Consider the following 13878-nt stretch of genomic DNA (forward strand, 5'->3'; position numbering starts at 1 on the left):
TGCAGTGGCGCGCCCATCCGTTACCATCGCCGCACGTTTTCGGGCACGCGCATAAAAAAGAGAGGCCGGGATGTACATCTATCGCTTGGTCCTGCTCCTGGTAGTGGGGATTTACCTGTTTTCCCCGGCCATCATGGATTGGTGGATCGACGCCACTGGCGCCTGGTATCGCCCTTATCTGCTCTGGCTGATCCTGATCGTCGTGACCTTCATCCTGCAGAGCCAAAAAGATGCCGATGAGCTTTAGCCTGACCCAGATGATCCTGATCAGTGCCGCCTACCTGGCGGTGCTGTTCGGCGTGGCCTGGATCAGTGAACGGGGCATGATCCCCCGGGCGATCATTCGCCACCCGCTCACTTACACCCTGTCGCTGGGGGTCTATGCCAGTGCCTGGGCGTTTTATGGCACCGTGGGCCTGGCCTATCAGTACGGTTACGGCTTCCTGTCGAGTTATCTCGGGGTGTCCGGGGCATTCCTGCTGGCGCCGGTGTTGCTGTACCCGATCCTCAAGATCACCCGTACGTATCAGCTGTCGTCCCTGGCGGACCTGTTCGCGTTTCGCTTCCGCAGCACCTGGGCCGGCGCGCTGACCACGATCTTCATGCTGGTCGGGGTACTGCCGCTGCTGGCGCTGCAGATTCAGGCGGTGGCCGATTCAATCGGCATCCTCACCCGCGAACCGGTACAACATCGCGTAGCCCTGAGCTTCTGCGCCCTGATTACCCTCTTCACGATTTTCTTCGGCTCCCGGCACATCGCCACCCGCGAGAAGCATGAAGGCCTGGTGTTCGCAATTGCCTTCGAATCGGTGATCAAGTTGATCGCGCTGGGCGGTGTCGGGCTGTATGCGCTGTACGGCGTGTTCGACGGCCCGCAACAGCTTGAGCTTTGGTTGCTGCAAAACCAGACTGCCCTCGCCGCCTTGCACACGCCCTTGCAGGAAGGCCCGTGGCGTACGCTGCTGCTGGTGTTTTTCGCCTCGGCGATCGTGATGCCGCACATGTACCACATGACCTTCACCGAAAACCTCAATCCGCGCTCGCTGGTCAGCGCGAGTTGGGGCTTGCCACTGTTCCTGTTGCTGATGAGCCTGGCGGTGCCGCTGATTCTCTGGGCCGGGCTGAAACTTGGCGCCACCACCAACCCTGAATACTTCACGCTCGGCATCGGCATCGCCGCCAACAGCAAAGCGTTGGCGTTGCTGGCGTATGTGGGCGGATTGTCCGCTGCCAGTGGACTGATCATCGTCACGACGCTTGCGCTGTCGGGGATGGCCCTGAACCACCTGGTGTTGCCGCTGTATCAGCCGCCGGCAGAAGGCAATATCTACCGCTGGCTGAAGTGGACGCGCCGGGCACTGATCGTCGCGATCATCATGGCCGGGTACGGTTTCTACCTGTTGCTGGGGGCAGAACAAGACCTGGCCAACCTCGGCATCGTCGCGTTTGTTGCCACCTTGCAGTTCCTGCCGGGCGTGCTCTCGGTTCTGTATTGGCCGACCGCCAACCGTCGCGGCTTCATCGCCGGCCTGCTGGCCGGGATCCTGGTGTGGCTGGTGACCATGCTGTTGCCGCTGGTCGGCAACCTGCAGGGCTTCTACATCCCGCTGCTGAACATGATCTACGTTCTGGACGACACCAGCTGGCACATGGCGGCAATCGCCTCGCTGGCCGCCAACGTGCTGATGTTCACCCTGATCTCGCTTTTCACCAATGCCAGCTCCGAAGAGGCCAGCGCAGCGGAGGCCTGCGCCGTGGACAATGTGCGTCGCCCGCAACGCCGCGAACTGCACGCCGCCTCGCCCCAGGAATTCGCCACGCAGCTTGCAAAACCATTGGGCGCCAAGGCAGCACAGAAAGAAGTCGAGCAGGCCCTGCGCGACCTCTATCTGCCATTCGACGAGCGCCGCCCCTATGCCTTGCGGCGCTTGCGTGACCGCATCGAAGCCAACCTCTCCGGCTTGATGGGCCCAAGCGTGGCCCAGGACATGGTAGAAACGTTCCTGCCGTACAAGGCCGGCGGCGAAAACTATGTCACCGAGGACATCCACTTCATCGAAAGCCGACTCGAGGATTACCATTCGCGCTTGACCGGGCTGGCCGCCGAACTCGATGCTTTGCGCCGCTACCACCGCCAGACCCTGCAGGAATTGCCGATGGGGGTGTGTTCGCTGGCCAAGGATCAGGAAATCCTCATGTGGAACAAAGCCATGGAGGAACTGACCGGAATCGCCGCGCAACGGGTGGTCGGTTCGCGCCTGAGCACCATTGCCGACCCGTGGAAGGAGCTGCTGCAAGGTTTCATCAATGTCCCGGACGAGCATTTGCACAAGCAGCACCTGGCCCTCGATGGCCAGACGCGCTGGCTGAACCTGCACAAGGCCGCAATCGACGAGCCGCTCGCACCGGGCAATAGTGGCCTGGTCCTGCTGGTGGAAGACCTGACCGAAACCCAGATGCTCGAAGATAAACTGGTGCACTCCGAGCGCCTGGCCAGCATTGGTCGCCTCGCCGCCGGCGTGGCCCATGAAATCGGCAATCCGATCACCGGTATTGCGTGCCTTGCGCAAAACCTGCGCGAAGAGCGCGAAGAAGACGGCGAACTCAAGGAAATCAGCGGGCAGATCCTCGAACAGACCAAACGCGTGTCGCGCATTGTCCAGTCGCTCATGAGCTTCGCCCATGCGGGCAGCCATCAGCACAGCGACGAGCCCGTCTGTCTGGCGGAAGTCGCCCAGGATGCCATCGGCCTTCTGGCCCTGAACCGACGCAATTTCGAAGTGCAGTTCTACAACCTGTGCGACCCCGAACACTGGGTCGAAGGCGACCCGCAGCGGCTCGCCCAGGTGTTGATCAACCTGCTCTCGAACGCCCGTGATGCCTCGCCTCCGGGCAGCGCAGTACGCGTCAAGAGCGAAGCCGGCGAACACACGGTCGATTTGATCGTGGAAGACGAAGGCAGCGGGATCCCATCGAGCATCATGGACCGATTGTTCGAACCCTTTTTCACCACCAAGGACCCGGGTGAAGGCACCGGCCTGGGCCTTGCACTGGTCTATTCCATCGTTGAAGAGCATTATGGACAAATCACCATCGACAGCCCGGCTGATGTTCAGAGCCAACGCGGCACCCGTATCCGGGTGACATTACCGCGTCATGTCGAAGCGACGTCCGCTGTGAACTGAGACCGTCGAGAGTATCGAATCAATGCCGCACATTTTGATCGTCGAAGACGAAACCATTATCCGCTCCGCCTTGCGCCGCCTGCTGGAACGCAACCAGTACCAGGTCAGCGAAGCCGGTTCAGTGCAGGAAGCACAAGAACGCTTCACCATTCCCACGTTCGACCTGATCGTCAGTGACCTGCGCCTTCCGGGTGCACCGGGCACCGAATTGATCAAACTGGGCCAGGGCACTCCGGTGCTGATCATGACCAGCTACGCCAGCCTGCGTTCTGCGGTCGACTCGATGAAGATGGGCGCGGTGGATTACATCGCCAAGCCTTTCGACCACGACGAAATGCTCCAGGCTGTCGCGCGAATCCTGCGTGACCGCCAATCGGCGCAAGCCAGCGGTGAGCCGGTTGCCGGCAAAGTTGCCAATGGCGCGGCAAAACCGGGTATCGACAACAGCAACGGCGAGATTGGCATCATCGGCTCGTGCCCGCCGATGCAGGATCTGTACGTCAAGATTCGCAAAGTCGCACCGACCGACTCCAATGTCCTGATCCAGGGGGAATCCGGTACCGGTAAAGAACTGGTGGCCCGCGCCCTGCACAACCTTTCCAGGCGTGCCAAGGCACCAATGATTTCGGTGAACTGCGCAGCCATTCCGGAAAGCCTGATCGAGTCCGAACTGTTCGGCCACGAAAAAGGCGCATTCACCGGCGCCAGCGCCGGACGTGCCGGCCTGGTGGAAGCAGCGGACGGCGGGACCTTGTTCCTCGACGAAATCGGCGAGCTGCCCCTGGAAGCCCAGGCCCGACTGCTGCGGGTGCTGCAGGAAGGTGAAATTCGTCGGGTGGGCTCGGTCCAGTCGCAAAAAGTCGATGTGCGCCTGATCGCTGCGACTCACCGCGACCTCAAGAGCCTGGCGAAAATCGGCCAGTTCCGGGAAGACTTGTATTACCGCCTCCATGTGATCGCCCTGAAACTGCCGGCCCTTCGTGAGCGTGGCAGCGACGTCAACGAAATTGCCAATGCGTTCCTCGCTCGGCAGAGCGCGCGAATCAACCGCACCGACCTGAAATTCGCCCCGGACGCGGAACAAGCCATTCGCCATTACTCATGGCCGGGTAACGTTCGCGAGCTGGAAAATGCCGTCGAACGCGCCGTGATCCTGTGCGAGAGCCCGGAGATTTCTGCCGAGCTACTGGGTATCGACATCGAGCTGGGCGATCTGGAAGACGACGAATTCATTGGCCTGCCCCCACAGCAGGGCAACAACAATGCCGGCAACAACAACCACGAACCGACCGAAGACCTGTCCCTGGAAGACTACTTCCAGCACTTCGTGCTCGAGCATCAGGACCACATGACCGAAACCGAGCTGGCCCGCAAACTCGGGGTCAGCCGCAAATGCCTGTGGGAACGCCGTCAACGCCTGGGCATTCCACGGCGCAAGACCGGGGTGGCCAGCGAGAGCTGAACCGCACCTGTCTGATGTGCGGGTAACACGTGACATTGTGAAAAAAACTGTTACCTCAGATTTTTCACGTAACAGAAGCCGGGGCTTACGGTAACGAAACCCCGGCTTTTTTTCGCCTGCACAAACCCTATCAGCACGCCTAACCCCTTGTTTTATTAGGCTTTGCAAAAGTTGGCACGCACCCTGCTATATGTTTGGTACAAGAACAATAACAAGCAATGCACAAGACAATAAAAATAAGACGAATCGACTCACGCACAATAAAAACAAGACGGCGAGAGGCGCAGCTAACTGATTCTTTTGGAGAGGCGTTGTATTTGGGGCTTGCCCCACGACCAGGCCGAGAACAACAAAAAACTGTCTTTAGACAGAGCCTGTACTGGTTGGATCGCAAGATCACTGCAACACAGCGACCAAAGCAATCCGTTTGCTCTTGGCTCCCGATTGGGAGGGCCATGAAGGAAAGCTTCATGGCAAGGGCACTCAACAAAAACAAGAAGCCCGAAACCAAAAATAAAAATAGAGCATGCAACTACTTCTTGGGGAGCTTCGGCTCCCCTTGTAGTTTCTACGATGTCAAAACCCGGCAACTGCAGGAGCGAGCTCGCGAAAAACTTATTGGCGCCGCTGGGCATCTGGTTTTACGCGTTATCGTTCAAGACCATCGCGAGCAGGCTCGCTCCCACAGCTCATATTTGCTGTGTCCTACACCATCCCCCGACTAAATGCTAGAATCCCCGCCCATCATGCGGTCATTCTTCTGTTATGGCCGAATATTCCTTCAAACAGTGCATCCCATGCTGAAGAAGCTGTTCCAGTCATTCCGTTCTCCCAAGCGTCCTACGCAACATATTCGCAGCACGCCTGAAGTGCTCAACAGCGGCCAACATTCGCTGCAAAAGGCACAATTCAGCCGCTACGCGGTGAATATCGTTGAACGCCTGCAGAGCGCCGGTTATCAGGCTTACCTGGTGGGTGGTTGCGTGCGCGACATGCTGCTGGGTATCACACCGAAAGATTTCGACGTTGCCACCAGCGCCACCCCCGAACAGGTACGGGCCGAATTCCGTAACGCGCGGATCATCGGGCGCCGATTCAAACTGGTGCATATCCACTTCGGCCGCGAAATCATCGAAGTCGCGACCTTCCGCGCCAATCACCCGCAAAACGATGAGGAAGAAGACAGCAACCAGTCTTCCCGCAACGAGAGCGGGCGCATCCTGCGCGATAACGTCTACGGCACCCTGGAGGAAGACGCGCAACGTCGCGATTTCACCATCAACGCCCTGTATTACGATCCGGTCAGCGAGCGCATCCTCGACTACGCCAACGGTGTACACGACATCCGCAACCACCTGATCCGCCTGATCGGTGATCCGAAACAACGCTATCAGGAAGACCCGGTACGGATGCTGCGGGCCGTGCGTTTCGCGGCGAAGCTGAATTTCGGCATCGAAAAACACAGCGCCCTGCCGATCCGCGATCTGGCACCGATGCTGCGCGAGATCCCGGCGGCCCGCCTGTTCGAAGAAGTGCTCAAGCTGTTCCTCTCCGGCCATGCCGCGGACACCTTCGAAATGCTGGTCGACCTGCAATTGTTCGATCCGCTGTTCCCGGCCAGTGCCGAGGCGCTGGAATACAACCCGACCTATACCCATACGCTGATCAGCGAAGCACTGATCAACACCGACCTGCGGATCAAGCAGAACAAACCGGTGACCCCGGCGTTCCTGTTTGCCGCCCTGCTATGGCCTGCCCTGCCGGCTCGCGTATTGCGCCTGCAAGAACGTGGCATGCCACCGATTCCGGCGATGCAGGAAGCGGCTCACGAGCTGATTGCCGAACAGTGCCAGCGCATCGCGATCCCAAAACGCTTCACCATGCCGATCCGCGAGATCTGGGACATGCAGGAGCGCCTGCCACGGCGCAGCGGCAAACGTGCCGACCTGCTGCTGGACAACCCGCGCTTCCGCGCCGGTTACGACTTCCTGTTGCTGCGCGAAAGCGCGGGCGAGCAGACCGATGGCCTGGGTGAATGGTGGACGGACTATCAGGACGCCAACGACAGTGAGCGTCGCGACATGATCCGTGACCTCAGCGGCAAAGACGAAGGCACCGGTGCACCGCGCAAACGTCGCCGCAGCGGCGGCTCCAAGCGCAAGCGCGCCGCGGGCGTTTCGAGCACCTCGGGCGAGTAATCCATGGAACGCATCTATATCGGCATGGGCAGCAATCTTGCCGCCCCCGCCGAACAGTTGCGCAGCGCCGTCGCCGCGCTGTCGCAGCTGCCGGGATCGGAACTGGTCGGGGTTTCCGCCTTCTATCAAAGCGACTCGCTGCTACCCGGCCAACCGCGCTACACCAATGCGGTCGCCGCCCTCGACAGCAGCCTGGCACCGCTCGATTTGCTCGATGCGCTGCAAGCCATCGAGAACGGGCAAGGCCGCGAGCGACTTGAGCGCTGGGGACCACGCACGCTGGATCTGGACATCCTGCTGTTCGGTGACCGCCTGATCGACGAGCCTCGCCTCAAAGTCCCGCACTACCATATGCAGGAACGCGCCTTCGTGCTGTATCCATTGGCGGAGTTGGCGCCTGCCGACCTGCGTCTGGCCGATGGACGTAGCCTCACAGAGTTACTCGCTGCCTGCCCGTTCGTCGGTCTGGAACGCCTGACTACAAATTGACACAAAACCTTGTAGGAGCGAGCCTGCTCGCGAATACGGTGTGTCAGTCGACATCAATTTTGACTGATACACCGTATTCGCGAGCAGGCTCGCTCCCACATTTGTTTTGCGCTATGTCCTACAGAATTTGCTGAAACGCATCAGTTACCCCGGTAACACAGCCTGCGTAACAATGCGGTAACACATGCAATTGACTTCCCGAGTTCTCCTCACGACTATAGGCGTCCCGATGCCGCCTACCCGGCACACAAGGGCGCAATCCAGGCCTTATAAGCACGACAGAAGACCGTGCGCCTGAGTGGATGACGAATCACGCGCGTTACTCGCAGTAGTTTGCACAGCGCCTGAACGAGGATTTTTTGACATGCCAGCCATCACCCTGACCACGCTCCAGAGCCTCAAGCAGAAAGGTGAAAAAATCACCATGCTGACCTGCTATGACGCGACCTTCGCCCACGCCTGCAATCAGGCTGGCGTCGAAGTGCTGCTGGTGGGCGACTCCCTCGGCATGGTTTTGCAAGGTCACGACAGCACCCTGCCGGTCACCACCGCCGAAATGGCTTACCACGTGTCCGCCGTCAAACGCGGTAACACTGATGCGTTGATCCTCGCCGACCTGCCCTTCATGGCCTATGCCACTACCGAACAAGCCATGACCAACAGCGCCCTGTTGATGCAGGCCGGCGCGCACATGGTCAAGATCGAAGGTGCATTGTGGCTGGCGGACTCAATCCGTCTGCTCGCCGAGCGCGGCATCCCTGTGTGCGCACACATGGGCCTGACGCCGCAATCGGTGAACATCCTTGGCGGCTACAAGGTCCAGGGCCGTAATGAAAACCAGGCACGGCAGATGCGCGCCGATGCGATTTCACTGGAACAGGCCGGCGCCGCGATGCTGTTGCTCGAATGCGTGCCGAGTGAACTGGCCGAAGAAATCACCCAAGCGGTGAAAATCCCGGTGATCGGCATCGGCGCCGGCCATCGCACCGATGGCCAGGTGTTGGTCCTGCACGACATGCTGGGACTGTCCATCACCGGTCGCGTGCCCAAATTCGTGAAGAACTTCATGGCTGGCCAGGAAAGCATTCATGCGGCCTTGAGCGCCTACGTCACTGAAGTCAAAGCGGCGACCTTCCCTGGCATCGAACATGGATTCTCTGCATGAACACCGTAAAAACCGTACGCGAACTGCGGGCCGCTGTAGCCCGCGCCCGTAGCGAAGGCAAGCGCATCGGCTTCGTGCCGACCATGGGCAACCTGCACAGCGGTCACATCGCGCTGATTACCAAGGCCACTCAACGGGTGGATTTCGTGGTCGCGAGTATCTTCGTCAACCCGCTGCAATTCGGTGCTGGCGAAGATCTCGATAAATACCCACGCACCCTCGCCGCCGACCAGCAGAAGCTGCTGGAGGCCGGTTGCGACCTGCTGTTCGCACCAACGGTCGAGGAAATGTACCCCGACGGCATGACCGGCCAAACCCGCGTCAGCGTCCCGCAATTGTCCGAAGGCCTGTGCGGCGCCAGCCGACCGGGGCATTTCGAAGGTGTGGCGACCGTGGTCAGCAAATTGTTCAACATGGTCCAGCCGGACCTGGCGATTTTCGGCCAGAAAGACTTCCAGCAACTGGCGGTGATTCGTGCCCTGGTCCATGACTTGAACATGCCGATCCAAATCATTGGCGAACCGACCGTTCGTGCGGCCGATGGCCTGGCACTGTCGTCGCGCAATGGCTTTCTCAGCGAAGAGCAGCGTGCCGTTGCACCGGTTGTCTATCGCACCCTGAGCCAGATTGCCGATGCGATCAAACAGGGCGAGCGGGATTTCCCGGCATTGATCAATGCGCAGATCAAACAACTTGAAGCTGCCGGAATGCGTCCGGATTACCTGGAAATTCGCCATGCCCTGACCTTGCGTCCGGCGACGGCGGAGGATCGTGACCTGGTGATTCTGGTGGCGGCGTTCCTCGGCACCACGCGGTTGATCGACAACCTGCACCTGAACCTCGATACGCCCGCATAAACACCACAACCCCCTGTAGGAGCAAAGCTTGCTCGCGATAGCGGACCGACAGCCAATACACATGTTGACTGTTAGGGCCTCATCGCGAGCAAGCTTTGCTCCTACAGAAAACAATAGGGCAAACCGCCCACCGTTCGATTCCGACCTGGGAAAACACTCATGCACGCCATCATGCTCAAAGCCAAGCTGCATCGCGCCGAAGTCACCCACGCTGTACTCGATTACGAAGGTTCCTGCGCCATCGACGGCGAATGGCTGGACCTGTCCGGCATTCGTGAGTACGAACAGATCCAGATCTACAACGTCGACAATGGCGAGCGCTTCACCACCTACGCCATTCGTGGTGAAGAAGGCTCGCGCATGATCTCGGTCAATGGTGCGGCAGCGCACAAGGCCAAGGTTGGCGACCGCGTGATCATCTGCGCTTACGCCCACTACAGCGAAGCCGAACTGCTCAATTTCAAACCGCGCATGCTCTACATGGCACCGGGCAATGAACTGAGCCACACCAGCAACGCCATTCCGGTCCAGGTCGCCTGATCGAAGTCTGTCGCGCTTCCGTTTGTCGGCTGCTCCTGACTTCGATGTTAAAAAAGTACCGGAATCAGGTCAGACAAAGTCAAGACAGATCACCGCGCGGGGTTTACTGTATTCGCCCTGCGCCATGAAATCGTGTCGACGCAGTTGACCGGACGCCCATCCACAGCGCTCCGGGAATTATCGTGTTCAAAAGGCCGTTCAAGTAAAAAGGAAACCCGCAGCGATGGCGTATTACCGCACTCCTCACGACGTGACCGCTCTGCCCGCCTGGCAAGCGCTGAATGACCACCGCCAAGCCATGCAGGATTTCAGCATGCGCGAGGCCTTCAATGCCGATCCGCAGCGCTTTACCCATTTCACCCTCAGCAGCTGCGGCCTGTTCCTCGATTATTCGAAAAACCTGATCAACGCCGAGACCCGCAATCTGCTGGTGGGCCTGGCCAATGAGGTAGACCTCAAGGGTGCGATCAAGTCGCTGTTCGATGGCGAAATCGTCAACGCCTCCGAAGGCCGCCCGGCCCTGCACACGGCCCTGCGTCGCCCGGTCGGCGACAAACTGTCGGTCAACGGCGTCAATGTGATGCCTGAAGTGCACAAGGTGCTGAACCAGATCACCGACCTCGTTGGCCGTATCCACGACGGTCTGTGGCGCGGTTACACCGAAAAGCCGATCACCGACGTGGTGAACATCGGCATCGGTGGTTCGTTCCTCGGCCCGGAACTGGTGTCCGAAGCACTGCTGTCCTACGCCCAGAAAGGTGTGCGTTGCCACTATCTGGCTAACATCGACGGCAGCGAGTTCCACGAACTGACCATGAAGCTGCGCGCCGAGACCACGCTGTTCATCGTCTCGTCGAAATCCTTCAACACCCTCGAGACCCTGAAAAACGCCCAGGCCGCCCGTGCCTGGTATCTGGCCCAGGGTGGTTCGGAGGCCGAGCTGTATCGTCACTTCATTGCGGTATCGAGCAACAATGCCGCCGCCGTGGCATTCGGCATCCGCGAAGAGAACATCTTCCCGATGTGGGACTGGGTCGGCGGGCGTTACTCGCTGTGGTCGGCCATCGGCCTGCCAATCGCCCTGGCCATCGGCATGTCGAACTTCAAGGAGCTGCTGTCCGGCGCCTACACCATGGACCAACACTTCCAGAGCGCGCCGTTCGAACAGAACATGCCGGTACTGCTGGCCTTGCTCGGTGTCTGGTATGGCAACTTCTGGGGCGCCCAGAGCCACGCGATCCTGCCGTACGACCACTACTTGCGAAACATCACCAAGCACTTGCAACAGCTGGACATGGAATCCAACGGTAAGAGTGTGCGCCAGGACGGCACGCCAGTGTCCACCGACACAGGTCCCGTGATCTGGGGCGGGGTGGGTTGCAACGGTCAGCATGCCTACCACCAGTTGCTGCACCAGGGCACCCAACTGATTCCGGCCGACTTCATCGTGCCGATCGTCAGTTTCAACCCGGTGTCCGATCACCATCAGTGGCTGTACGCCAACTGCCTGTCGCAGAGCCAGGCGCTGATGCTCGGCAAGACCCTGGCCGAAGCCGAGGCCGAACTGCGCGACAAAGGCATGAGTGAAGCCGACGTGAAAAAACTCGCGGCGCACAAAGTGATTCCGGGCAACCGTCCGAGCAACACCCTGGTGGTCGAGCGCATCAGCCCGCGTCGTCTCGGCGCACTGGTGGCGATGTACGAACACAAAGTCTTCGTGCAAAGCGTGATCTGGGGCATCAATGCCTTCGATCAGTGGGGCGTGGAACTGGGCAAGGAGCTGGGCAAAGGCGTCTACAACCGCCTGGTCGGCAGCGAGGAAACCCCGGCCGAGGATGCCTCGACCCAAGGCCTGATCAACTACTTCCGTGGTCGTCACCGCGGGTGATCTGACGCCGCTCCTGCGGAGGTACTAACCTTGTAGGAGCTGGCTTGCCAGCTCCTACGAGGGTCGCGCAGCTCCCCTCTTGTCGAAAAACAAGAATAAGGAACCGCCATGTTCGATATCAGCACGTTCCCCAAAGCCGATGCCGTCCGCCGGGCTGCACAACTGAGTCAAGACGACTATCACCGCCTGTACCGCGAATCCATCGAACACCCCAGTACGTTCTGGGCAGAACAAGCCACCCGCTTCCTCGACTGGAGCGCACCGTGGGATACCGTCCAGCGCTATGACCTGAAAACCGGAGAAGCCAGCTGGTTTGCCGGGGCAAAGCTGAACGTCAGCTACAACTGCATCGATCGTCATCTGGAAAAACGCGGTGACCAAATCGCGATCATCTGGGAAGGCGACGATCCCGCCGAATCCACCCAGATCACCTACAAGAAATTGCATCACAACGTTTGCCGCCTGGCCAACGTACTCAAAAGCCGTGGCGTGAAGAAAGGCGACCGTGTGTGCATCTACATGCCAATGATCCCGGAGGCGGCCTACGCGATGCTCGCCTGCACGCGCATCGGTGCGGTGCATTCGGTGGTGTTCGGCGGCTTTTCCCCGGACTCCCTGCGCGACCGCATTCTCGATGCCGACTGCCGCACCGTCATCACCGCCGATGAAGGCGTGCGCGGTGGCAAATTTGTCCCGCTCAAACAGAACGTCGATAAGGCCCTGCAAAGCTGCCCCAATGTCAGCACTGTGGTCGTGGTCGAGCGCACACAGAATCAGGTGAACTGGGTCGAAGGCCGGGACATCTGGTATCACCAGGCGTTACGCGATGTTGGCGATGACTGCCCGCCCGAGCCGATGGGTGCCGAAGACCCGCTGTTCATCCTCTACACCTCCGGCAGCACCGGTAAACCCAAAGGCGTGCTGCACACCACCGGGGGCTACCTGCTGCAAGCGGCGATGACGTTCAAATACGTGCTGGACTACCGCGACGGCGAAATCTTCTGGTGCACCGCCGATGTCGGCTGGGTCACCGGTCACAGCTACATCGTCTACGGGCCGCTGGCCAATGGCGCGACGACATTGATCTTCGAAGGTGTGCCGAGTTACCCGAGCACCTCGCGCTTCTGGCAGGTGATCGACAAGCATAAGGTGAACATTTTCTACACCGCCCCGACCGCCCTGCGCGCGTTGATGCGCGAAGGCCCTGAACCGCTGAAGGAAACCTCCCGCGCCAGCGTCAGACTTCTCGGCACCGTCGGTGAGCCGATCAACCCGGAAGCCTGGGAATGGTACTTCCACGCGGTTGGCGAAGAGCGTTGCCCGATTGTCGATACCTGGTGGCAGACCGAAACCGGCGGCATCATGCTCAGCCCCCTGGTGAGCGCCCAACGCATCAAGCCCGGCTGCGCCACGCAACCGATGTTCGGCGTGCAACCGGTGTTGCTCGACGAACATGGCAAGGAAATCAAAGGCGCCGGCAGTGGCGTGCTCGCCATAAAATCAAGCTGGCCGGCACAGATCCGCACCGTCTATGGCGATCCACAGCGGATGGTCGACACCTACTTCAAGCCCTACCCCGGCTATTACTTCACAGGTGACGGCGCCCGCCGCGACGAAGATGGCGACTACTGGATCACCGGGCGTATCGACGATGTGATCAACGTGTCCGGGCACCGCATCGGCACCGCTGAAGTGGAAAGCGCCCTGGTGCTGCACGACAGCATCGCCGAGGCCGCCGTGGTCGGTTACCCCCACGACGTCAAAGGCCAGGGCATCTACGCCTTCGTCACCCCCATGAATGGCGTCGAACCCGGTGACGAATTGAAGAAAGAGCTGTTGGCGCTGGTCAGCAAGGAAATCGGCAGCTTCGCCAAACCGGACCTGATCCAGTGGGCGCCGGCCTTGCCGAAAACCCGTTCTGGCAAGATCATGCGGCGTATATTGCGCAAGATCGCCTGCAATGAACTGGACAGCCTGGGGGATACTTCGACACTGGCTGATCCAAGTGTTGTACAGGGCCTGATCGATAAGCGCCTGAACCAATAACCTACTGCCGTCTGTAGGAGCAAAGCTTGCTCGCGATGAACGATAACG

At 59.8% G+C, this 13878-nt stretch carries 10 protein-coding genes; all 10 read left to right on the forward strand.

Annotated elements, in window-relative coordinates:
- Window positions 1-70: 70 nt before the first annotated feature.
- The 10 genes from LAB08_RS26010 to acs all read left to right on the forward strand — a co-directional run bounded on the left by LAB08_RS26010 (window position 71) and on the right by acs (window position 13830).
- Window positions 71-247 carry a hypothetical protein gene (locus LAB08_RS26010; RefSeq protein ID WP_003176118.1) on the forward strand — a complete coding sequence of 59 codons (177 nt, stop codon included), beginning with the start codon at window positions 71-73 and terminating at the stop codon, window positions 245-247.
- A complete protein-coding gene (locus LAB08_RS26015) occupies window positions 231-3185 on the forward strand; it encodes a sensor histidine kinase (RefSeq protein ID WP_172901649.1) in 2955 nt (984 codons plus the stop codon). The genes LAB08_RS26010 and LAB08_RS26015 overlap by 17 nt, the downstream gene beginning before the upstream one ends.
- A gap of 22 nt (window positions 3186-3207) precedes the next feature.
- Window positions 3208-4647 (forward strand): sigma-54-dependent transcriptional regulator, encoded by a 1440-nt coding sequence (locus tag LAB08_RS26020; protein ID WP_096515166.1) that lies wholly within the window; start codon window positions 3208-3210, stop codon window positions 4645-4647.
- Between the two features lie 797 nt (window positions 4648-5444).
- Window positions 5445-6845, forward strand: coding sequence for a polynucleotide adenylyltransferase PcnB (locus LAB08_RS26025; protein ID WP_172901648.1), 1401 nt, complete (start codon window positions 5445-5447; stop codon window positions 6843-6845).
- Window positions 6846-6848: 3 nt separating this feature from the next.
- Window positions 6849-7334: a 2-amino-4-hydroxy-6-hydroxymethyldihydropteridine diphosphokinase gene (gene folK / locus LAB08_RS26030; protein WP_096515158.1), complete on the forward strand. Its 486-nt coding sequence runs from the start codon at window positions 6849-6851 to the stop codon at window positions 7332-7334.
- Window positions 7335-7698: 364 nt separating this feature from the next.
- Window positions 7699-8499, forward strand: coding sequence for a 3-methyl-2-oxobutanoate hydroxymethyltransferase (gene panB, locus LAB08_RS26035; protein WP_096515156.1), 801 nt, complete (start codon window positions 7699-7701; stop codon window positions 8497-8499).
- Complete coding sequence (gene panC / locus LAB08_RS26040) at window positions 8496-9356, forward strand: pantoate--beta-alanine ligase (RefSeq protein WP_096515154.1); 861 nt, start codon at window positions 8496-8498, stop codon at window positions 9354-9356. Before panB ends, panC begins: the two co-directional genes overlap by 4 nt.
- Window positions 9357-9515: 159 nt before the next feature.
- The gene (gene panD, locus LAB08_RS26045) at window positions 9516-9896 is read left to right on the forward strand and encodes an aspartate 1-decarboxylase (protein WP_003228271.1); all 381 of its coding nucleotides are present in this window, start codon (window positions 9516-9518) and stop codon (window positions 9894-9896) included.
- A 223-nt stretch (window positions 9897-10119) separates the two neighbouring features.
- Window positions 10120-11784 carry a glucose-6-phosphate isomerase gene (pgi, locus tag LAB08_RS26050; protein WP_096515152.1) on the forward strand — a complete coding sequence of 555 codons (1665 nt, stop codon included), beginning with the start codon at window positions 10120-10122 and terminating at the stop codon, window positions 11782-11784.
- Window positions 11785-11892: 108 nt separating this feature from the next.
- The gene (gene acs / locus LAB08_RS26055; protein WP_096515150.1) at window positions 11893-13830 is read left to right on the forward strand and encodes an acetate--CoA ligase; all 1938 of its coding nucleotides are present in this window, start codon (window positions 11893-11895) and stop codon (window positions 13828-13830) included.
- Window positions 13831-13878: the final 48 nt, after the last annotated feature.

Source organism: Pseudomonas izuensis (assembly GCF_002356535.2).
Lineage (GTDB): Bacteria > Pseudomonadota > Gammaproteobacteria > Pseudomonadales > Pseudomonadaceae > Aquipseudomonas > Aquipseudomonas izuensis.